The organism is Streptomyces roseoviridis (genome assembly GCF_039535235.1).
Taxonomy (GTDB): domain Bacteria; phylum Actinomycetota; class Actinomycetes; order Streptomycetales; family Streptomycetaceae; genus Streptomyces; species Streptomyces roseoviridis.
This window is the reverse complement of record NZ_BAAAWU010000001.1, coordinates 6,242,639-6,262,383: the sequence shown is the minus strand read 5'-3', so window position 1 is coordinate 6,262,383 and position 19,745 is coordinate 6,242,639. Positions and strand designations below refer to the sequence as shown.

The window sequence follows — 19,745 nt, the reverse complement described above, 5'->3', positions numbered from 1 at the left end:
GCGGCCGTGCGCCGCCAGGTGCTGCCTCTCCCCCGCGCCCGCGCCCCCTCACCGTACGAGCAGTCGGGAGGAACATCATGGGCGACAAGGCGAACACCCACTCCGGAGCCGCCGGCAGGGCTCCAACGGCCGACCAGCCCTCGGCGATACGGAACGTGGTGCTGGTCGGCCACAGCGGATCGGGCAAGACGACCCTCGTCGAGGCCCTGGCGCAGACCGCGGGCGCGGTGAACCGCGCCGGGCGCGTCGAGGACGGCGGGACGATCTCGGACCACGACGAGATCGAGCACCGCCAGCAGCGCTCCGTACAGCTCTCCCTCGTCCCGGTGGAGTGGGACGGCTGCAAGATCAATCTGCTGGACACCCCCGGGTACGCCGACTTCGTCGGGGAGCTGAGGGCCGGTCTGCGCGCGGCGGACGCGGCCCTCTTCGTCGTCTCGGCGGCGCAGGAGGCCGACGCGGTCGTCGGCTCGACGCGCGCGGTGTGGGAGGAGTGCGCCGCCGTCGGCATGCCGCGGGCGATCGTCGTCACCCACCTCGACACGGCCCGCACCGACTACACCCGCCTGACCGAGGTCCTCGGCGAGCTCTTCGGCGGTGACGACCCCGACGCCGTCCTGCCCCTGTACCTGCCCGTGCGCGGCACCGAGGGCGCCGACGGGCACGCCCCCGTCACCGGCCTGGTGGGCCTGCTCACGGAGCGGATCTTCGACTACTCCACGGGAGCGCGGCGGGAGGATCCGCCCGACGAGGCGCAGAAGCCGCTGATCGCCGAGGCCCGCGCCCGGCTGATCGAGGGGATCATCGCCGAGAGCGAGGACGAGACCCTCATGGACCGCTATCTCGGCGGTGAGGACGTCGACCTGAAGACGCTGATCGACGACCTGGAGAAGGCCGTCGCGCGCGGCACCTTCCACCCGGTGCTCGCCGCCGCCCCCGCCGCCGACGGCGGCAGGCAGGGACTGGGCACGGTCGAGCTCCTGGAGCTGATCACCCGTGGCTTCCCCACCCCGCTGGAGCGGGAGGCCCCGGCCGTGACCACCCCGGACGGCCGGCCGCGGCCGGCGCTGACCTGCGATCCGGACGGGCCGCTGGTCGCCGAGGTCGTCAAGACCTCCTCGGACCCCTATGTGGGCCGGATCTCTCTCGTACGGGTGTTCTCCGGCACCCTGCGGCCCGACGAGACGGTGCACGTGTCGGGGCACGGCCTCGCCGACCGGGGACACGAGGACCACGACGTCGACGAGCGGGTCGGGGCGCTGACCTCGCCGTTCGGCCGACAGCAGCGCGGCCTCGCGCACTGCGTGGCCGGTGACCTCGCCTGCGTCGGCAAGCTGACGCGGGCCGAGACCGGCGACACGCTGTCGGCGAAGGACGACCCGCTCCTGATGGAGCCGTGGTCGATGCCCGAGCCGCTGCTGCCGCTCGCCATCGAGGCGCACAGCAAGGCCGACGAGGACCGGCTCTCGCAGGGCCTGGCCCGGCTGGTCGCCGAGGACCCGACGATGCGCCTGGAACAGAACCAGGACACCCACCAGATCGTCCTGTGGTGCCTCGGCGAGGCGCACGCCGACGTGGCCCTGGAGCGGCTGCGCGGGCGGTACGGCGTCCAGGTCGACACCGTGCCGCACAAGGTGGCGCTGCGCGAGACCTTCGGGGCTCCCTCGTCCGGGCGCGGCCGGCACGTGAAGCAGTCGGGCGGGCACGGCCAGTACGCGATCTGCGAGATCGCCGTGGAGCCGCTGCCGCCGGGAAGCGGCATCGAGTTCGTCGACAAGGTGGTCGGCGGCGCCGTCCCGCGCCAGTTCGTCCCCTCCGTGGAGAAGGGCGTCCGGGCCCAGGCCGCCAAGGGCGTGGCGGCCGGTCATCCGCTGGTCGACATCCGGGTGACCCTGCGCGACGGCAAGGCCCACTCGGTGGACTCCTCCGACGCGGCGTTCCAGACGGCGGGCGCCCTCGCCCTGCGCGAGGCCGCCGCCGAGGTCCCCGTCCACCTGCTGGAGCCGGTGGCCGAGGTGCAGGTGGTGGTCCCGGACGACTACGTGGGGCCCGTGATGAGCGACCTGTCGGGCCGGCGGGGCCGCGTGGTGGGGACCGAGCAGGCGGGCCCGGGACGCACGCTGGTGCGCGCCGAGGTGCCGGAGATCGAGATCGGCCGTTACGCGGTGGACCTGCGCTCCGTCGCCCACGGCACCGGCAGCTTCGACCGCACGTACCTGCGGCACGAGGCGATGCCGTCGCACCTGGCGGAGAAGATCCGCGGGGAGGCGCGGAAGGGGTCGTGAGCCGGACCGCCGCCGGCCGGCCGGGGACCGGCAAGGGCCGGTCGGCGGCGTGGTCCTGACGGGACGACAGGGGGAGGCCGCCCGCCGGCTGCCGAGGGGCGGGCGGCTTCCGGTCGTGCTTCCGTGCTCCGGTGACGCATCCGTCGCCACCCGGTTACGCTGTGGTGCCCAGCTCAGAAGGTGTGCGGGGCGCGGCAGTTGGGAACAGCCCGCACAGGGAAACCGTGGCGATGGGGGCGGCAGTGACGATCGGCAGTTTCGGACCCGGGGCGCAGGTTCCCCTGCAGGGCTCGGACGCGCAGACGGCGGCGACCGCCGCCCTCGCCTCCGTCGCGTACCGCGACAGCCCGGTCGAGGAGATCCTCAAGGCCAACAACGACCTGCACAAGTCGACGGTGAAGCCGGGCAAGTGGCAGAAGCTCTTCCGGCCCGATCTCGGTGAGGCGTTCTCCCGCGCGGTGCAGGTCCGCATGCTCGGCGGCGCCCGCAAGCCGCTCATCCAGTCCTTCGGCGCCGACCCCCAGCCGGTGGTCGAGCACTGCCTGGCGGCCACCGGCATCCGCAAGCAGCGCGATGTGAAGCTCACGCTGGTGACCCTGGTCTTCGGCGTGCTGTTCCTGCCGGGGCTGCTGCTCTGGCTCGGCGTGATCCAGCTGCGCCGGCTGGCCGCCGGCTCCGAGAACAAGCGCACCAGTGCCATCGGCACGGCCCTGATGATCGCGGCCGGGTTCATCGCCCTGCTGTTCCTGCTGAAGCTGCCCTTCGACGGCGTGCTGCCGAACTACCTGCGCGCCATGCTCGTGGCCCCGGTGGCCGGCTGGTTCCTGGCCCGCCGGATCTGCGAGAACACCGCCCAGGTGCTGCGCGAGCGCTGGACGGCGCTGCTCAGCGGCGGTGGGATCGGTGCGGCGGTCCCCCAGGCCGTGCCGAAGGACCCCACCGAGAAGACCGCCGAGGAGCTGCGTCTCAACCTGCAGAAGCTGACCGCGGAGCAGCAGTCCAACATCGTCTTCTACGCCGGGCCCAAGGGAATACTGGGCATGGGGACGCGCTGGGGCAGCTGGGCCCTCGCCGAGGAGCTGGTCCCGCGCGAGGGCAAGGAGATCCACGACTTCCGTGCCTGGGACGTCGTCCGCCAGATCCACACCGAGCTGACGCTGCTCGAACGCGGTTCGCTGAAGACCGGCTTCCCCAAGCCGACCGTCAGGCACTGGATCGTCTCGCCGGTCGGCGAGGGCGCCGACGAGGTCGCGCGGCCCGAGGGCGAGAACATCGTCGCCTTCCAGGTGAAGCCGCACGAGATACAGCGCATCTGCAACGACCAGCAGTTCGGCGCGGGCAACCGGCACTATCTGGGCGTCCAGTTCACGCTGTGGGACGGGCAGTTGGTCCTGACGATGATGGTGACGGTCACCTCGCTCCACCGCACGCTGCGCGTCGAGGTCACCGGCCACGCCCTCGGCCCGGTCCACGGCCTGTTCACCACCAAGCCGGCGGCGAAGACGAAGGAGGTCTCCAAGACCGTCAGGTTCTGGGAGACCAAGGAGATCAAGCTGCCCCTGACGGACACGGACGACGTGGTGCGCCAGGCCGTGCGGGCGCCGCTCACCTGGTTCCCGCCGGTCCTGGACTTCCTCGGCGGGAAGCTCGTGCTGCCCGAGCCGTTCGGACTGCGCCACCCCTGGGCGAGCCCGCCGTGGAAGAACCGCTTCATGGCCGACGACGCGATCCGCGCGGCGACCCCGGTGCTGCGCGCGGTCCACGCCGCCACCATCCGGGTCCTCGACGATCACAACGTGGACACCGAGCGCTTCACCAACCGCTCGCTGGTCCTCAGCGGCGGCGTCCAGGAGGCGGGTCCGAGGAAGGCAGACGTGTACGACGCCTAGGACCTGCTCTCCGGTCCCCGGATCACCGGCGCGCCACGCCCCCCTCACCGTGCGAGGATGACGGCGCCCAGAAGATGATCGTGAAGAGGGGGGCCCGCACCTGATGAATCTCCGTCACGCCCGCATACCGTGCCGCTCGTCGAGAGCGGCCCGCGACGCCGGCGCCGGGGCCGTCCGCCTCGGTTCCGCGGGGCGGTCCGTGCGCGTCGCGCCGTCGCGGCCTGACGGCGAGGGCCCCGCGTCATGTCGCTGAGCCGCCGCACCGTCCTGACCGCCATGGCCGCGACCCCGGTCCTGGCTTCCGCCGGAGCACCGGCCGCGGCGGCCCCGCCGGCTCCGCTCGCGGCCGCCGCCCCGGTCGCCGACAGCGCACCGGCCGGCGGCCTGCCCTGGAACGCGCGGCACCGGTTCGACCTGCGGGCCGCGCCCGTCGATCTGTTCGGCGGCGAGGTACGACTCAAGCAGGGCAGGGTGCACCAGCAGGTCGCCTTCGATCCGGTGACCGGCCTCGCCTACGTGACCCAGCTCATCAGCGACGGTCGCCGGCTGGCCGACGAGCCCGCCGCCGTGCCCGGCGTCGACCGCGAGCGCCGGGGAGACCTGTGCGTCAACGAGGTCACTCCCGAAGGCACGGTCCGGGCCGTCATGTACCTGAGGGGGGTCGGTCACGGCGGCGGTCTCGGCGTCGAGCACGTCGACGGCCGTCCCTGGCTCTGGCTGGAGACCGACGCGGACCCCGTCGCGAGCGGCTTCGCCTACGGCAAGCGCGTGGGCCGGGTCCCGTTCACCGCGGACGCCGTCGTCGACGCGGGCAGCGACCGGATCGACGTCTTCGACCCGGTCCCGGGCTCCTCCCGCGTCACCCCGTCCCTGGACGTCGCACACGGCCGCATCGGGGTGCGGCACGGGCCGCCCGGAGCGGAGGAGTACCGCGTCTACGAACTCGACGCCTTCAAGCGCCGCGCCTTCACCGCGCTGTACGACTTCCCGGCCTGCTACCGCACCCAGGCGTGGTGCCTGTACGGGGACCTCGTCTATCAGAACGAGGGCAGCGCCTACAGCGCCACGAACCCGCGACCGGGCAATGCGTGGTGGAACGTCTACGACGTCACCACCGGGCGGATGATCGAGCGAACCTTCAACGCCACCGCCCTCGACCTCTCCCACCGCGAGACCGAAGCCATCGCCGTGCGTCCGACGCCCGCCGGACCGCAGCTCGTCTTCGGCTTCGCCACACAGGAACCAGGACCACGCCAGATGGCTCTCTACGGCATCACCAGCACCACCGACGGCACCGGCGACCACGTGCCGTGGACCGCCCTGGACTACAACACCGCGGTCTACGCCCCCAACTCCGACAACTACGTCCCGCAGTACCGCCAGCTCGGCAATCGCATCGACCTCCACCTCCGGCTGGCCCGCACCGACGGCGCCCCGTGGACCAACGGCGAGACCGTCCTCGTCCTCCCGCCGCACATCCGCCCGAACCGGACGCAGGGCATGGTCGGCCAGACCACCGGCTCCGGGGTCTCCGGCTCCTTCACCGTCCGCTGGGAGGTCCTCACCGACGGCTCGCTGCGCGTGTACGACCAGCGCTCGTTCACCGGCTGGATCGGACTCGACGCCGGTTACTTCACCAGCTGAGAGCCCGCGTCACCGGATCAGATGCCGGCCGGCCAGGCGTCGGCCAGCATCCTGCGGGTGTCGGCGAGGAGTTGCGGCAGCACCTTGGTGTGGCCGACCACCGGCATGAAGTTGGTGTCGCCGCCCCAGCGCGGCACGATGTGCTGGTGCAGATGGGCCGCGATCCCGGCACCCGCCACCGTGCCCTGGTTCATCCCGATGTTGAAGCCGTGCGCACCGGAGGCGGACCGCAGCGCGACCATGGCGCGCTTGGTGAACTCCGCGAGCTCCTCGGTCTCGGCCGCGTCGAGGTCCGTGTAGTCGGCGACATGGCGGTACGGGACCACCATCAGGTGCCCGCCGTTGTACGGGTAGAGGTTGAGCACCGCGTACACGTGCGTGCCGCGCGCGATCACCAGACCGTCCTCGTCCGACTTCGACGGGATCGTGCAGAAGGGACAGCCGTCCTCGGCACCCGGCCCGGTCGGCTTGTTCTCGCCCTGGATGTACGCCATCCGGTGAGGCGTCCACAGGCGCTGGAACGCGTCCTGCGTCCCCACTCCGATCTGCTGCTCCGGCTCAGTCGTCATGCTGAGCAGCATATGGCTTCGCCCGTTCGGATCGTGTCGCCGGGGCGGAAGATCCGTGCGGGGGCCATCCTGATCCGGTGAGTGAGCGAGCGCCGGAGCGGCAGCGCTGGGAACAGCGGATGGAGACACCGCTCGCGGTGGCGTCCCTGGCGTACCTCGGCGGCTATGCGGTCCGGGTGCTGGCCCGCGGCCTGTCCCCGGACGGGCAGGACCTGTGTCTCGCGATCACCTGCGCCGCCTGGGCGCTCTTCGCGGTGGACTACGCGGTGCGGATGCGGCTGAGCGGTCTCGGCCCGCTGCGGTTCGTGCGCCGGCATCCGCTGGACACCGTCGTCCTCGTCCTGCCGCTGCTGCGGCCCCTGCGGATCGTCACGGCGTACGACCGGGTGCAGCGCCGTCGCGACGGGGCGCGGCTGAGCCTGTACGCCCGGGTGATGGCCTACGCCGGTCTGTCGGTGGCGCTCCTCGGGTTCGCGGGGGCGCTGACCGTCTACCACCACGAGCACGGGGCGCCGGGCGCGACGATCCGCACCTTCGGCGACTCGGTGTGGTGGACCTGCGCGACGCTGGCGACGGTCGGTTACGGGGACGTGGCCCCGGTGACGCCCGTGGGGCGGGTGGTCGCCGTGGGCCTCATGGGCGGCGGGCTCGCCCTGCTCGGCGCCGTGACCGGCTCGTTCTCGTCGTGGCTGATCCAGCGCTTCGACCACGGGGACGGGGGGAGGCCCCCGGGGGGTTCCCCGGGGGCCTCCTGAGTCCGTCCGTCAGGTCACCGGCGGCGGAGCCGGAGGGCGGGCGGTCAGACCTGGACGCGGTCCTCGACGATCTTGGCGATCTTGGCGATGGCCTCGTCGACCGGGACGCCGTTCTCCTGCGAGCCGTCGCGGTAGCGGAAGGAGACGGCGCCGTTGGCCATGTCCTCGTCACCGGCGATGATCATGAACGGGACCTTCTGCTTCTGCGCGTTGCGGATCTTCTTCTGCATCCGGTCCGAGGAGGCGTCGACCTCCACGCGCAGCCCCTGCCTCTTCGCCTTGGCGGCGAACTCCTGGAGGTAGTCGACGTGCGCGTCGCCGATCGGGATGCCGGTCGCCTGCACCGGGGCCAGCCAGGCCGGGAACGCGCCCGCGTAGTGCTCGAGGAGCACCGCGAAGAAGCGCTCGATCGAGCCGAACAGCGCGCGGTGGATCATGACCGGGCGCTGCTTGGTGCCGTCCGGCGCGGTGTACTCCAGGTCGAAGCGCTCCGGCAGGTTGAAGTCGAGCTGCACGGTCGACATCTGCCAGGTGCGGCCGATGGCGTCGCGCGCCTGCACGGAGATCTTCGGGCCGTAGAACGCGGCGCCGCCCGGGTCGGGGGTCAGCGGCAGGCCCTGCTTCTCGGCGACCTGCTGGAGGACGGCGGTGGCCTCCTCCCACACCTCGTCGGAGCCGACGTACTTCTCCGGGTCCTTGGTGGACAGCTCCAGGTAGAAGTCGGTCAGGCCGTAGTCGCGCAGCAGGTTCAGGACGAAGGTGAGCGTCTTGTCGAGCTCGTCCGCCATCTGCTCGCGGGTGCAGTAGATGTGCGCGTCGTCCTGGGTGAAGCCGCGGGCCCGGGTCAGGCCGTGGACGACGCCGGACTTCTCGTACCGGTACACGGTGCCGAACTCGAACAGGCGCAGCGGCAGCTCACGGTAGGAGCGCCCGCGGGCGTCGAAGATCAGGTTGTGCATCGGGCAGTTCATGGGCTTGAGGTAGTAGTCCACGCCCTCGTCGAGCTGCATGGGCGGGTACATGCCCTCGGCGTACCAGTCGAGGTGGCCGGACTTCTCGAAGAGCTTGCCCTTGGTGGCGTGCGGCGTGTAGACGAACTCGTAGCCCTCCTCCTCGTGCCGGCGGCGCGAGTAGTCCTCCATCACCCGGCGGACGATGCCGCCCTTGGGGTGGAAGACGGCGAGGCCGGAGCCGATCTCGTCCGGGACGGAGAACAGGTCGAGCTCGTTGCCCAGCTTGCGGTGGTCGCGCTTCTCGGCCTCGGCGAGGAAGTCGAGGTGGGCCTTCAGCTCGTCCTTCGACGGCCACGCGGTGCCGTAGATGCGCTGGAGCATCGGGTTCTTCTCGCTGCCGCGCCAGTACGCGGCGGCGTTGCGCATCAGCTTGAAGGCCGGGATGTTGCGGGTGGTGGGCAGGTGGGGACCGCGGCAGAGGTCCTTCCAGCACAGCTCGCCGGTCTTGGCGTCCAGGTTGTCGTAGATGGTCAGCTCGCCGCCGCCCACCTCGACGTTCGCGCCGTCGTCGGTCGACGCGGCGCCCTTGATGCCGATGAGCTCCAGCTTGTACGGCTCGGAGCTGAGCTCCTCGCGGGCCTCCTCGTCCGTGACGACACGGCGGGCGAAGCGCTGGCCGCGCTTCTGGATCTCCTGCATCTTCTTCTCGATGGCCTTGAGATCCTCGGGCGTGAACGGCTTCTCGACGTCGAAGTCGTAGTAGAAGCCGTCCCGGACCGGCGGGCCGATGCCCAGCTTGGCCTCGGGGAACAGCTCCTGCACGGCCTGGGCCATCACGTGCGCGGTGGAGTGGCGCAGGATGTTCAGGCCGTCCTCGGAGGAGATCTCGACGCCCTCGACGACGTCGCCCTCGGCGAGCTCGTACGACAGGTCCTTCAGCTCACCCGCGACACGGGCGGCGATGACGGTGCGGTCGTCGGCGAACAGGGCGCCGGCCGTGGTGCCCGCGCTCACCGTCCTCTCCTCTGGTCCCGAGGCGGACTGGACGGTCACACGGACTTCAGACACGGGTGCTCCATACATAGGGGCGCAGGCAGACACGAGGTGCCGGCGCCGGCGGTGCGCGACAGAGACGAGGTGCCGCGCAGACCTTGATCCTACCCGGGGGCCGCGTCCGGCCCGCGGTCCTCGCCCGGGCCGCACGCCTCCTCGAACAGCTCCAGGTCCTCCTGGAGCGACTTCATCAGCCGGTCCCGCACCGCCTCGTCCACCTGTACCGGTACGACGTCGACGGCGTCGGTCAGGCGGCGGAAGCCGCCCCGGCTCTCCAGGCGGCCGACGACCCGGATCGGCAGGCCGACGAGGTGGGCGTGGCCCGCGGTGCGGTACGCCTCCTCGTCGAGGCCGACCCGGACGTGCCCCACCTCGGCACCGGCCAGCACCCGCAGCCGTACCGTGCCCCCGCCGCGCGGGCCGGAGCGGCGCATGCGGACGACGGCGCCGGTGATCCGGACCGGTACCGAGGGCTCGCCGGTCAGATAGCGGGCGCCCGCGGCGCGCAGGGCCGGCAGGTCGCCGGGCGAGAACTCGACGGGCTCGGGCCGGGCGGCGCAGCCCTCGGGCGGGCCGGCGGCCGGGGACCACTCCAGGGCGATGCCGGCGCCCTCCGTGCCGCGGACGAGGGCGACCAGGGCCTCGGTGAGCTCGCGGCTCACCCCGGCCTCGACGGCGGTGTCGAAGGCGTCCATGCCGCCGGTCGCCCGCTGGTAGTCGACGGCCTCCCGGGCCGCGTACAGCGCGTGGTAGAGCCGGACGGCGACGGGCCGGCCCGGGCCGACGGGCAGGAAGGCGGTCAGGCCGCGTCCGCCGGGGGCGGCTCCGACGACGACGCTGTCCAGGGACGCCTGGGCGCGTCTGCGGTTGCGGGCCCCGTGGTAGCCGGCCCGGCCGCGCACGGCGAGGGCGCCGGCGAGCAGCACGCCGCGGGCGGCGGTCCTGAGCTGTTCCTGGACGGGCCAGGGCACGGCGCCGGCCGGGCCGGGGGGCACGTCGCGCCACCAGCGGATCTCGTCACTGGGGACGGTGAGCCCGGTGAGGACCTCGCGGGCGGACGGCGCCGGGCAGCGGGCGAGGGCGGTGAGCGCCTCGCCGAGCAGGTCCTCGCTGTCGGGGAAGGCGCGGCTCTCCGGTACGAGGAGGCTGGTGTGGCGGCTGCCCGCCTCGGGGCCGGGCGGCGACCAGCGGCTGTAGCGGCCGGTCGCGCCGCCGCGGCGCCGCCAGCCGTGCCGGGCGAGGAGCGCGCCGAGGACGCGCGGGTCGACGCGGCCGGGGTCGGGGGTCTCCCCGGCGTCGGCCCACGGCCCGGCGGGGGCGGCGGGCACGCCGGTCCAGTGGCCGGGGAACTCGCCGGGGGCCGGGTGGGGTTGCGGGCGTGGCCGCGGGTGGCTGAGCGGATGCATGGGGGCGGAGCCGTGGCCCGCCCCGTTCTCGGGTTCGTCGGTCGGCCGGTGCATCAGGGTCTCCCTCCCTCGCCGACCCGGGCCATGATCTCGCACAGCGCCCGGTCGTCGAAGATCCGTGTCGTCGGGATGCGCACGGTGGTCCTGCGCCGTCCCGTGACCGGGTGGCCCGCCAGGTTGATCCAGTAGCAGCAGTGCCGCAGGTCGAGGCGGTCGTGCCCGGCCCGCAGCCAGTCCTCCCGGTCGCGCGGCACGAGCATCACGACCAGGATCTTGTGGACCGCCACCGGGGTCCGCGCGAGCTTGACCAGGTGCTCGTTGTCGAGCGTGAAGGAGAACGCTCCCGAGCCCGGCCCGGCGCGGGAGCCGGGGCGGGAACCGGGCCCGGAATCGGCTTCCGGCGAGCGCGGCGGTATCTGGTAGGTGCACTTCAGCTGCACCTTGATGGTCACTTCGTCGTCGATGGTGTGGCCGGGAGCGCTGTGGCTCACGTGCCAGTCGATGCCGTTGTCCGGAAACGGCTGCGACAGCGAGCAGCCCGCCGCCGCCGCGACCGCGTGGAGGTAGCCGACCTGAAGGGTCTCCATGCAGGCGGTGGTGGCGAGTGAACCGCGAAGCGGTGCTGCGCGCTGAGGCGGCAGCCCTCCCGATTCGGGCTGGGCGAGCGCCATGTCAATTTCCTTCCCCGTCCCTTGTGTTGTCACCGGTCCGCGTACGGGGCAAACAGCCCGGGTATCAACGATTCGGGCAGGGGGTTGGCCATCTGCCGCGCACGTGCGAGGAGTTCGGGGATGACGACGCACTGGTACGAGGGGCCCCTGGCCGCTTTCGACACGGAGACCACGGGAGTCGACGTCGAGGAGGACCGGATCGTGTCCGCCGCCCTCGTCGTCCAGGACGCGGCGGGCATGCGCCCGCGCGTGACGCGCTGGCTGGTGAACCCGGGCGTGCCGGTGCCGCCGGAGGCCACCGCCGTCCACGGACTGACGGACGATCACCTCCAGCGCAACGGGCGATGGCCGTCGCCGGTGATGGAGGAGCTCGGCCGCGCGATAGCCGAACAGAGCGCCATGGGACGGCCGTTGGTGGTGATGAACGCGCCCTTCGACCTGACGATCCTGGACCGCGAGCTGCGCCGCCACCGCGCCTCCTCGCTGAGCCGCTATCTGGAGCACGTCGCGCTGTGCGTGCTCGACCCGCGGGTCCTGGACAAGCACCTGGACCGCTACCGCAAGGGCCGGCGGACGCTGACGGACCTGTGCGAGGAGTACGAGGTGGTGCTGGACGGCGCCCACGACGCGGCGGCGGACGCCCAGGCGGCGATGGACGTCGTGCGGGCGGTGGGGCGACGGTACGCCTCGCGGCTCGACCGGCTGTCACCGGCCGAACTGCACACGCTCCAGGCGGTGTGGCACGCGGCGCAGGCGCGCGGCCTGCAGGCGTGGTTCGCCCGCCAGGGCACCCCGGAGGCGGTGGACCCGGCGTGGCCGCTGCGTCCGGAGTGGCGTACGGCGGCCTGACCCGCCCCTGCGGCCGGCGGGGCCGTCGGGCCGGCGCGAGCCTGCCCGGAAACGGCTGAGGCCGGTCCGTCGTGTGACAGACCGGCCTCTCCCGGTGGGCGATACTGGGATCGAACCAGTGACCCCTTCGGTGTGAACGAAGTGCTCTCCCGCTGAGCTAATCGCCCGGGAACGGGTTGAACCATACAGGGCTCACGGGGCTTCGTTCAAACCGGCCGCGACCCGCGGGACGTCCCGCCGCCCAGGCGGGCGGCGAGGCCGCGACGGCCGCCGCGCATCATCAGGGCGTGGTTGACCCGGAAGAACGGGCGGCCCGGGACGGCGAGCGCGCGCATCAGGGGGTTCTGGACCTCGACCTCCTGCTCGTACAGGGCGCGGGTGCCGCTGCCGCCGGGCAGGGCGGTGAGCGTCCAGCGGGCCCAGCCCTCCAGGTCGCCGCCGAGCGCGATCTCCAGGATCCCGGCCGCGGGGTCGCGGCGGCGGGCGCCGACGGTGACGACGAGGTCGTACGGGAGGAGGGAGCGGAAACGGGCGGTGCCGGTGGTGTCGTCGAGGGGCCGGACCTCGCGGACCTGGGGCCACCAGCGCGGGTAGTCCTCGGCGCGCTCCAGGACCGCGTAGACGGCGTCGGGCGGGGCGGCGAGACGCCAAATGCTGCGGAAGCGGTAGCGGCACCAGTCCATGGCCCCAGTCTGCGCTACTCAGAGACGGATCTGAGTACGCGTGCGCATCCCCTCCCGGTGTGCCCGGCGCCACACTCCGCCTATGGACTCCTCCCTGCCTCCCGCGGAAGAGCTGGTGCTCGTCGACCGTGAACTGGCCCGACTCGACGCCCGGCGGGCCCAGTTGCTGGTCCGCCGGGACTGGCTGCTGCGGGTGCTGTACCCGCAGGCGGGCCCGCCGCAGGCCGCGCCGGCGCCGTTCCCCGTGCCGCCGCGGGTGCCGCCCCGGCCCGAGGCGACGCCGCGCAGCACCCAGAACGTGCTGCTGACCCTGGGCGGGGTGCTGCTGACCGTCGCCGCGCTCGTCTTCACGCTGGTGAGCTGGGGCACGATGGGCATCGGCGGCCGGGCGGCCGTGCTGGCCGCGGTGACCTCGGCCGCGCTGCTCGCCCCCGTCGCGCTGCTGCGCCGCGGTCTGGTGTCCACGGCGGAGTCGGTGGCCGCGCTCGGTCTGGTCCTGACGCTCCTCGACGCCTACGCGCTGCACCGCGTGGCGCTGCCGGACACGGACGGTACGGCGTACGCGGCGGTGGCCTCGGCCGTCCTCGCGGCGGCGTGGGCCTCGTACGGCTCGGCGCTCCCCCGGCTGCGGGTCCCGCTGCCGGCGGCCGTGGTCGCCGCCCAGCTGCCGCTGCCCCTGGCGGTACCGGCGGCCGGCGGCGGTGTGCTCGCCTTCGCGTGGGCGGCCCTGGTCACCGCGGTGCTCGACCTGGTGCTGGTCCTGCGGACCGGGGGGCTGCCCGTGCGGGTGACCGCCGGCACGGGCGCGGCGGCCCTCGGCGGCTGGGCCCTGCTGACCGGTCTGGCCCTCTCCGTCACCGGCCCGGTCCGGGCCGTCCCGCTGCTCCTCGCGACCGCGGCGGTCCTGCTCCTGCTCGCGGCCCGCCACGTTCCGTCCGCCGTCGCGTCGGCCGCCGTCGCCGGTGTGGCGGTCATCGCCGCCGCGGGCGGTGTGCTGCGGCCGCTGTCGGCCGACGCCTGGACGGTGCCGGGCTACGCCCTGTGCGCGGTGGCCGTGGCGGCGGTGGCGCTGTGGGGCCGGGGCGCGGCCGGGGCGGCTCCTTCCGGCGGCCGGTTCGTACCGTCGCGGGGCATGCGGCACGGCCTCGCCGCGGCGGGTGGCGGGGTGCTGGCGCTCGGGGTGGCGTGGGCGCTGCCGCCGGTGGTGGCGGGGCTCCTCGGGCCGCTGGCGCGGACGACGGCCGTCTGGTCGGGGGCGCACGGCGAGCCGGTCCTGACCGGGTATCCGGCGACCGCCCCGCTGGTGCCGCTGCTCACGGCCTTCGTCCTGGCGGTGGTGCCGCGCCTGTGGGCCCGCTGCGGTGCCCTGGGGCTCGTCTGGGCGGTGCTCACCGCCCTGCCGGTGTCGCTGGGCCTGCCGTACGCGGTGACGCCCGTGCTCCAGCTGGTGACGGTGGCGGCGGGCCTGGCGCTCGCCGTGCGCCCGGCGCTGCTGACCCGGGGTCTGCCGGCCGGGAAGGCGGCGCCCGACGGGACCGGTGAGGCGGCGCGGGCCGAGACGGCGACCGTGAGGGGTGGGGCCCGGCCGGGGTGGGCACCTCGCCCGCGGGCGACCGCGATCCGGCGCGTGGCGCCGGAGGGGGCCGTGGGGTGGCTGGCGTACGGGCTGGCGCTGGGGTCCGCGGCCGGGGCGGTGGCGCTCGGCCTGGACACCCGGGCGGCGACGTTCGGGGTGCTGGGTGTGCTGGCCGTCCTGTTCGGCGCGGTCGCGGTGCTCGGCACCGGAGGGCGGCGGCTCACCGGTGCCGTGGGCGCGGTGCTCGCGGCGGCCGGCCTGGTGGCGGCCGGGGCGGCGGCCGCACCTCTGGGTGCGGCGGTGGGCGGCCTGGTGCTGCTCGCCGTGCCCGCGGCGACCGCCCTGGCCGGTGCGCGGCTGCGACGGCATCCGGTGGCCGTGGCGGTCGAGGGCACGGGCGCGGCCGTGGGGCTGTGCGCCCTGGGCCTGACGGCGGGGCGGCCCGCGCTGCTCGCTCTGGCGCTGGCGCTCGGCGGTGTGGTCGCGGCGGCGACCGCCATGCGGCCGGAGCGGCGGGCGGTGGCCTCGTGGGTGGCGGCGGCGCTGTTCCTGCTGGCCACGTGGGTGCGGCTCGCGGTGTGGGAGGTGACGACGCCGGAGGCGTACACGCTGCCGGTGACCGTCCCCGCGCTGGTGGTGGGTGTGCTGCGGCGGCGCCGCGACCCGGGGGCCTCGTCCTGGGCGGCGTACGGGCCGGGTCTGGCGGCGACGCTGGTGCCGAGCCTGCTCGCGGCGTGGGTCGACCCGTCCTGGGTGCGGCCGTTGCTGCTGGGGCTCGCGGCGCTCGGGGTGACGCTGCTGGGCGCGCGGTTCCGGCTGCAGGCGCTGCTGCTGCTCGGCGGGGCGGTGCTGGCGCTGGACGGACTGCACGAGCTGGCGCCGTACGTGGTGCAGGTGGTGGGTGCGCTGCCGCGCTGGCTGCCGCCGGCCCTGGCGGGTCTGCTGCTGCTCGCGGTGGGGGCCACGTACGAGCAGCGGCTGCGCGACGCGCGGCGGCTGCGGGAACGTCTCGGACGGATGCGCTGAGGCGGCCGGGCGGTGGGACGCCGAGGGCCCGGAGACGGTGTCGTCTCCGGGCCCTCGGTCCGGGTGGTGGGCGATACTGGGTTCGAACCAGTGACCTCTTCGGTGTGAACGAAGCGCTCTCCCACTGAGCTAATCGCCCGGGCGCACCGCAAACATTACCCCATGTCAGCGGGGGGCCAGAACCGCGTTCGGTTCAGCGGTCGATCTTCCACGGCATGACGAAGCCGAACTTCCACAGGTAGACGCCCAGGAGCACGGCGGTGATCACCAGGCCGATCGTGGTGAGGACGAGGTTCCGGCGCCGGACCTTGGGGTCGAGGGCGCGCTGGGCGGCTTCGGTGACCTTCCGCTTGGTCCAGCGCAGCACCAGCTGGGCCCAGACGAACTCGGTGGCCCAGATCGCCATGCCGGCGAAGATCACCAGCCAGCCGGGGCCGGGCAGGGGCAGCATCACGATGCCGGCGCCGACCACGGCCAGTCCGACGATGAAGACGCCGACCTGCCAGCTCAGGTGCAGGGTCCGGCGGGCCTTGATGAACTCCGGGGCCCGTGAACCCAGCGGGGTCTCCTCGGGCTGCTCGGCGCCGCTTCCCCCGCCGGCCGCGGACTGTCCGGCGCGCTCGTCACTCTCCGCATGCATGGGCCCAACTTACCGGACCTGGCGCCGACCGCCGGAATGGAGGTATTACCCAAAGTCACACGCGTCCATACGAGCTACCTGAACGATCACAAAACAGACAGAGGGGTTTACAACGGCACCGTAGGTGGCATGTCGATTTCGCCGACGTGCGAATCCCCGAGCGCACACTGAGCGAAAGGCCCTGGCGCTTATGAACACCACGGTCAGCTGCGAGCTGCACCTGCGCCTCGTTGTGTCGAGCGAGTCCTCACTGCCTGTACCCGCGGGCCTGCGGTATGACACGGCCGATCCGTATGCCGTGCACGCCACCTTCCACACCGGAGCCGAGGAGACGGTCGAATGGGTTTTCGCCCGCGACCTTCTCGCCGAGGGGCTGCACCGGCCCACCGGCACCGGCGACGTCCGAGTCTGGCCGTCGCGCAGCCACGGTCAGGGCGTCGTCTGCATCGCACTGAGCTCTCCCGAGGGCGAAGCCCTGCTCGAGGCCCCGGCGAGGGCCCTGGAGTCGTTCCTCAAGCGGACCGACGCCGCCGTGCCACCGGGCACCGAGCACCGGCACTTCGACCTCGACACGGAGCTCTCCCACATCCTGGCCGACAGCTGAGCCAGACCGAGAGCCGCCGCACGGCGCCGTCCGACTCGGGGAGACGGCGCCGCGCGGGGAGCCCCATACGCCTTCCTTCGGCGCCTCACACCGCGCAGCCGGCGCGGTGTGAGGCGCCGATGCCCGTTTCCGGGTCGCGCTAGAGTCAGCGCAATTGCGCGGGCGCCCGCCCGCAGCCGGCCAGGGAGCGAATCGTGCTGATCCCTCACGACACCCGGATCGCCCTCGACACCGTCGTCGATCTGGTGAACACCGCCCCCCAGGGCGACCGCGACGACGAGCTCGGGGACCTCCAGGCTCTGCAGTCCTTCGTCCACGCGCACAAGATCAGCGACGTGGGCGAGCTCGGCGCCGAGGACCTGCGGGCGGTGCGGGACGTACGGGACCGGTTCACGGCCGTCTTCTCCGCCCCCGACGCCCGGATCGCCGCCACGCTGATCAACCAGCTGGTCGCCGCGGCGGGCACCACGCCCCAGCTCACCGACCACGACGGCTACGACTGGCACGTGCACTACTTCGCGCCGGGCGCCTCGGTCGCCGACCACCTGGCCGCCGACTGCGGCATGGCGCTCGCCTTCATCGTCGTCGCCGGCGAGCAGGAGCGGCTGCGGCGCTGCGAGGCCCCGGACTGCGGCCGCGCCTTCGTCGACCTCTCGCGCAACCGCTCGCGGCGCTACTGCGACAGCCGCACCTGCGGCAACCGTCTGCACGTGGCCGCGTACCGGGCGCGCCGCAAGGAGGCCGCCGGCTGACCGGCCCGGCGGCTCACAGCAGGAACAGGTCGTGGACGGCGGCCATGAGCAGCAGCCCGCCGATCACCGCCAGGAAGATCATGAGCGGCGGCTGGGAGAGCGCGAACAGGCAGCCGCGCGGCTCGTCGGCCCCGGAAGGGGCGGGGGCGGGAGCGGCGCCCGGGGCGGGGGCGGGAACGGGGTCTCGCGAGGTATCCAGCATCTCGGGGGGATGATGGCGCACCCGGGGCGCCACGGATCCGCAACACGCCCCGCCTCAGAGGTCGTTCATCCCATCCCGTGGCGGCACGGAACGAGAAGGAACAGAAGCGGTCATATTCCGTGCTTCTTCAGAATGGCCTCGATGTCGCTGAAGTCGTCGGCGGCGGCCGCGCCGGCCCGCGGCTTCGCGCTCGGCCCCTGCCGCCCGGCCCCGGAGGGCAGCGTCGGCGCGGCCGGCGCCACGGCCTGCCGGCCCTCGGTCACGGCCGTCTCCTTCCGCCCCGCGCGGCGCCGCTCGACCGCCCGCGTCGACGCGAACAGCAGCCAGGCGGCGCCGAGGACACCGAAGCCGGCCCAGGCGACCGGGCTGAAGGCCGTACGGGCCAGCCACTCGACCGCACCCGTCAGCACCAGGCCCAGCGGCACCAGCGCGTAGGCGGCGATCCTGGCCGCGGTCATGAACCGCCTGCGCCAGGCCGTGATGGCGGCGATGCCCAGGCCCGCCGCGGACACCGCGGAGCAAATGGTCTCGGCGAGCATGCGGTCCTCCTGGTCCGTGTGGCACGTCCCTTCCATCGTGCACCGCGCCGCCCGCGCGCGGCCATGCCCCGCGGAGCGGATCAGGGAGATCTCCGGGTCGCCCCCGAGGACCGCGAGAGGGTGCGGGACCCGGATGGGAGACTCTTCCCATGAGTGAGTCCACCACCCCCGCCTCCCCCGTCGTCCTGGAGGCCTGGTTCGACCTGCAGTGCCCCGACTGCTTCAAGGCCCTCGACGACGTCCGCGCGCTGCGCGAGAAGTACGGCGAGCGCGTCGACGTCCAGCTGCGCCACTTCCCGCTGGCCAAGCACAAGCACGCCTACGCCGCCGCCCAGGCCGCCGAGGAGGCCTTCGCGCAGGGCAGGGGCTGGGCGTACGCGGAGGCGCTGCTCGCCAGGACCGAGGAGCTCGGCGAGCGCGGCGAGCCGGTGCTCCTGGAGGTGGCCCGCGAACTGGGCCTGGACGCCGAGGAGTTCGACACCGCCCTGATCGACGGCCGGCACCTGCTGACCGTCGACGCGGACGAGGCCGAGGGCAAGGCCGTCAAGGTCACCGGAACTCCCACCTACGTCATCGGCGGCGAGCGGCTCGACGGCGGCCAGAGCCAGGACGGCCTGCGCGCCCGCATCGAGGAGATCGCCGACCGGCTGCTCGCCGGCGCCTAGGACCCGCGGCCGGGGCCGCCGGCCGGGGCCGCAGGGGGCCTTGAGGCGCGTGCCCCGGCGAACACCGCCCGCGGCCGGCGCGCACCGGCCCGCGACCCGGGCCTACAGCGGCTTGAAGCTGTTGATGTGCGTGGTGCGGTATCCCAGGGACTCGTAGAGCCGGATCGCCGGGGTGTTGCCCGCGAAGACGTGCAGTCCGAGCAGGCGCTCCCCGGCTCCGAGCACGACGCCCTCGGCAAGGAGCATCAGGGCCCGCCCGTAGCCCTTGCCCCGGTGCTCCTCGACGACCTCGACGTCGTACACATAGCCGCCGCCGACCCCCGGCTCCAGCTCGCGGACGCCCGTCCACACCCGGCCGACCACCCGGCCGTCCACGACCGCCACGCTGACCGCCGTGCCCGGGGTGGCGAGCCCCTGCGGCAGCAGCTCCCGGTGGCTCGCGTCCGCCTTGGCGCGGGCCTGGTCCTCCGGGACGCCCCGGCTGATCCAGCTCTGGGCGAACGCCTCCCTCGCCTCCGCCTCCCACCCGGCGAACTCCGCCTCGGTCATCGGGCGGACCTCCAGACCGGACGGCAGGGCGGGGGGCCGCTCCGGCAGCTCCTTGACCATGTTCCGGCTGCGCTCGGTGTAGCCGAGCGAGCGCACCAGCCGCAGCGCCGCCTCCGCGTCCGCGGGCACGGAGACCTGCACCTGCCGGCAGCCCCAGTCCCGCAGCACCTCCTCGGCGGCGAGCGCCGCCACCGTGCCCCGGCCCCGGCCGCGGTCCGGCTCGTCGACCCGTAGCCCCTCGATGACCGCCGACCGGGGGCCGAAGGACGGATCGGTGGCGAGGCGGACGGAGCCGACCCGGCGGCTGTTCACGCAGATGTCGTACGTGCGCGAACGGCCGCCGTCGGCGGACTGCTGAAGCGGCTCGGACGGCCGCAGGGTGGTGGTCATCACCCGTGTTCTACCCGCCGCCGCCCGGGTCCGTCATCCGGATTC

At 73.7% G+C, this 19,745-nt stretch carries 18 protein-coding genes and 2 tRNA genes; 9 read left to right on the top strand and 11 right to left on the bottom strand.

Going from position 1 to position 19,745, the window contains the following annotated elements:
• The first annotated feature begins 77 nt into the window (after window positions 1–77).
• From ABD954_RS28325 to ABD954_RS28315, 3 genes are all read left to right on the top strand, one after another.
• Window positions 78–2,285 (top strand): elongation factor G-like protein EF-G2, encoded by a 2,208-nt coding sequence (locus ABD954_RS28325; protein ID WP_345490212.1) that lies wholly within the window; start codon window positions 78–80, stop codon window positions 2,283–2,285.
• A 230-nt stretch (window positions 2,286–2,515) separates the two neighbouring features.
• Complete coding sequence (locus tag ABD954_RS28320) at window positions 2,516–4,174, top strand: hypothetical protein (protein WP_345490211.1); 1,659 nt, start codon at window positions 2,516–2,518, stop codon at window positions 4,172–4,174.
• 243 nt (window positions 4,175–4,417) lie between these two features.
• The gene (locus ABD954_RS28315) at window positions 4,418–5,818 is read left to right on the top strand and encodes a signaling protein (RefSeq protein WP_345490210.1); all 1,401 of its coding nucleotides are present in this window, start codon (window positions 4,418–4,420) and stop codon (window positions 5,816–5,818) included.
• Window positions 5,819–5,835: 17 nt separating this feature from the next.
• Here ABD954_RS28315 and ABD954_RS28310 read toward each other — a convergent pair whose 3' ends face one another.
• Complete coding sequence (locus ABD954_RS28310; RefSeq protein WP_345490209.1) at window positions 5,836–6,399, bottom strand: HIT family protein; 564 nt, start codon at window positions 6,397–6,399, stop codon at window positions 5,836–5,838.
• A gap of 65 nt (window positions 6,400–6,464) precedes the next feature.
• Here ABD954_RS28310 and ABD954_RS28305 point away from each other — a divergent pair, with 65 nt between their 5' ends.
• Window positions 6,465–7,142 carry a potassium channel family protein gene (locus ABD954_RS28305; RefSeq protein ID WP_382745586.1) on the top strand — a complete coding sequence of 226 codons (678 nt, stop codon included), beginning with the start codon at window positions 6,465–6,467 and terminating at the stop codon, window positions 7,140–7,142.
• A gap of 44 nt (window positions 7,143–7,186) precedes the next feature.
• Here the strand turns inward: ABD954_RS28305 and thrS are convergent, their stop codons facing one another.
• The 3 genes from thrS to ABD954_RS28290 all read right to left on the bottom strand — a co-directional run bounded on the left by thrS (window position 7,187) and on the right by ABD954_RS28290 (window position 11,225).
• Complete coding sequence (gene thrS, locus ABD954_RS28300; protein ID WP_345490208.1) at window positions 7,187–9,163, bottom strand: threonine--tRNA ligase; 1,977 nt, start codon at window positions 9,161–9,163, stop codon at window positions 7,187–7,189.
• Window positions 9,164–9,252: 89 nt separating this feature from the next.
• Entirely contained in the window at window positions 9,253–10,608 is a 1,356-nt protein-coding gene (locus tag ABD954_RS28295; RefSeq protein ID WP_345490207.1) for a hypothetical protein, read from the bottom strand.
• Entirely contained in the window at window positions 10,608–11,225 is a 618-nt protein-coding gene (locus ABD954_RS28290) for a DUF4365 domain-containing protein (protein WP_345490206.1), read from the bottom strand. Before ABD954_RS28290 ends, ABD954_RS28295 begins: the two co-directional genes overlap by 1 nt.
• A 120-nt stretch (window positions 11,226–11,345) precedes the next feature.
• Between ABD954_RS28290 and ABD954_RS28285 the strand changes: the two genes are divergently transcribed.
• Window positions 11,346–12,074: a 3'-5' exonuclease gene (locus ABD954_RS28285; protein ID WP_345490205.1), complete on the top strand. Its 729-nt coding sequence runs from the start codon at window positions 11,346–11,348 to the stop codon at window positions 12,072–12,074.
• Between the two features lie 95 nt (window positions 12,075–12,169).
• On the opposite strand, the gene ABD954_RS28280 is transcribed toward ABD954_RS28285, so the two are convergent.
• Together ABD954_RS28280 and ABD954_RS28275 are read right to left on the bottom strand one after the other, a co-directional pair.
• A tRNA-Val gene (locus ABD954_RS28280) sits at window positions 12,170–12,241 on the bottom strand.
• Window positions 12,242–12,280: 39 nt separating this feature from the next.
• Window positions 12,281–12,757 (bottom strand): SRPBCC family protein, encoded by a 477-nt coding sequence (locus ABD954_RS28275; protein ID WP_345490204.1) that lies wholly within the window; start codon window positions 12,755–12,757, stop codon window positions 12,281–12,283.
• Between the two features lie 82 nt (window positions 12,758–12,839).
• Here ABD954_RS28275 and ABD954_RS28270 point away from each other — a divergent pair, with 82 nt between their 5' ends.
• Window positions 12,840–15,359 (top strand): SCO7613 C-terminal domain-containing membrane protein, encoded by a 2,520-nt coding sequence (locus tag ABD954_RS28270; protein ID WP_345490203.1) that lies wholly within the window; start codon window positions 12,840–12,842, stop codon window positions 15,357–15,359.
• Between the two features lie 64 nt (window positions 15,360–15,423).
• Here ABD954_RS28270 and ABD954_RS28265 read toward each other — a convergent pair.
• Together ABD954_RS28265 and ABD954_RS28260 are read right to left on the bottom strand one after the other, a co-directional pair.
• Window positions 15,424–15,498: transfer RNA gene (locus ABD954_RS28265), tRNA-Val, on the bottom strand.
• Window positions 15,499–15,552: 54 nt separating this feature from the next.
• Window positions 15,553–15,999 carry a TIGR02611 family protein gene (locus tag ABD954_RS28260; RefSeq protein WP_345490202.1) on the bottom strand — a complete coding sequence of 149 codons (447 nt, stop codon included), beginning with the start codon at window positions 15,997–15,999 and terminating at the stop codon, window positions 15,553–15,555.
• 190 nt (window positions 16,000–16,189) lie between these two features.
• Between ABD954_RS28260 and ABD954_RS28255 the strand changes: the two genes are divergently transcribed.
• Window positions 16,190–16,603 carry an SsgA family sporulation/cell division regulator gene (locus ABD954_RS28255; protein ID WP_015032345.1) on the top strand — a complete coding sequence of 138 codons (414 nt, stop codon included), beginning with the start codon at window positions 16,190–16,192 and terminating at the stop codon, window positions 16,601–16,603.
• Between the two features lie 194 nt (window positions 16,604–16,797).
• A complete protein-coding gene (locus ABD954_RS28250) occupies window positions 16,798–17,355 on the top strand; it encodes a CGNR zinc finger domain-containing protein (RefSeq protein WP_345490201.1) in 558 nt (185 codons plus the stop codon).
• Window positions 17,356–17,368: 13 nt separating this feature from the next.
• Here ABD954_RS28250 and ABD954_RS28245 read toward each other — a convergent pair whose 3' ends face one another.
• Window positions 17,369–17,557 carry a hypothetical protein gene (locus ABD954_RS28245; protein WP_345490200.1) on the bottom strand — a complete coding sequence of 63 codons (189 nt, stop codon included), beginning with the start codon at window positions 17,555–17,557 and terminating at the stop codon, window positions 17,369–17,371.
• 110 nt (window positions 17,558–17,667) lie between these two features.
• Window positions 17,668–18,096 (bottom strand): hypothetical protein, encoded by a 429-nt coding sequence (locus ABD954_RS28240; protein ID WP_345490199.1) that lies wholly within the window; start codon window positions 18,094–18,096, stop codon window positions 17,668–17,670.
• A gap of 149 nt (window positions 18,097–18,245) precedes the next feature.
• Between ABD954_RS28240 and ABD954_RS28235 the strand changes: the two genes are divergently transcribed.
• Window positions 18,246–18,761: a DsbA family protein gene (locus ABD954_RS28235; protein WP_345490198.1), complete on the top strand. Its 516-nt coding sequence runs from the start codon at window positions 18,246–18,248 to the stop codon at window positions 18,759–18,761.
• 102 nt (window positions 18,762–18,863) lie between these two features.
• Here the strand turns inward: ABD954_RS28235 and ABD954_RS28230 are convergent, their stop codons facing one another.
• A complete protein-coding gene (locus tag ABD954_RS28230) occupies window positions 18,864–19,700 on the bottom strand; it encodes a GNAT family N-acetyltransferase (protein WP_345490197.1) in 837 nt (278 codons plus the stop codon).
• Window positions 19,701–19,745: the final 45 nt, after the last annotated feature.

Coding starts and splice junctions, on each gene's coding strand:
- ABD954_RS28325 (WP_345490212.1), top strand. CDS start 78: ATGGGCGACAAGGCGAACACCCACTCCGGAGCCGCCGGCAGGGCTCCA.
- ABD954_RS28320 (WP_345490211.1), top strand. CDS start 2,516: ATGGGGGCGGCAGTGACGATCGGCAGTTTCGGACCCGGGGCGCAGGTT.
- ABD954_RS28315 (WP_345490210.1), top strand. CDS start 4,418: ATGTCGCTGAGCCGCCGCACCGTCCTGACCGCCATGGCCGCGACCCCG.
- ABD954_RS28310 (WP_345490209.1), bottom strand. CDS start 6,399: ATGCTGCTCAGCATGACGACTGAGCCGGAGCAGCAGATCGGAGTGGGG.
- ABD954_RS28295 (WP_345490207.1), bottom strand. CDS start 10,608: ATGCACCGGCCGACCGACGAACCCGAGAACGGGGCGGGCCACGGCTCC.
- ABD954_RS28290 (WP_345490206.1), bottom strand. CDS start 11,225: ATGGCGCTCGCCCAGCCCGAATCGGGAGGGCTGCCGCCTCAGCGCGCA.
- ABD954_RS28285 (WP_345490205.1), top strand. CDS start 11,346: ATGACGACGCACTGGTACGAGGGGCCCCTGGCCGCTTTCGACACGGAG.
- ABD954_RS28275 (WP_345490204.1), bottom strand. CDS start 12,757: ATGGACTGGTGCCGCTACCGCTTCCGCAGCATTTGGCGTCTCGCCGCC.
- ABD954_RS28270 (WP_345490203.1), top strand. CDS start 12,840: ATGGACTCCTCCCTGCCTCCCGCGGAAGAGCTGGTGCTCGTCGACCGT.
- ABD954_RS28260 (WP_345490202.1), bottom strand. CDS start 15,999: ATGCATGCGGAGAGTGACGAGCGCGCCGGACAGTCCGCGGCCGGCGGG.
- ABD954_RS28255 (WP_015032345.1), top strand. CDS start 16,190: ATGAACACCACGGTCAGCTGCGAGCTGCACCTGCGCCTCGTTGTGTCG.
- ABD954_RS28245 (WP_345490200.1), bottom strand. CDS start 17,557: ATGCTGGATACCTCGCGAGACCCCGTTCCCGCCCCCGCCCCGGGCGCC.
- ABD954_RS28240 (WP_345490199.1), bottom strand. CDS start 18,096: ATGCTCGCCGAGACCATTTGCTCCGCGGTGTCCGCGGCGGGCCTGGGC.
- ABD954_RS28235 (WP_345490198.1), top strand. CDS start 18,246: ATGAGTGAGTCCACCACCCCCGCCTCCCCCGTCGTCCTGGAGGCCTGG.
- ABD954_RS28230 (WP_345490197.1), bottom strand. CDS start 19,700: ATGACCACCACCCTGCGGCCGTCCGAGCCGCTTCAGCAGTCCGCCGAC.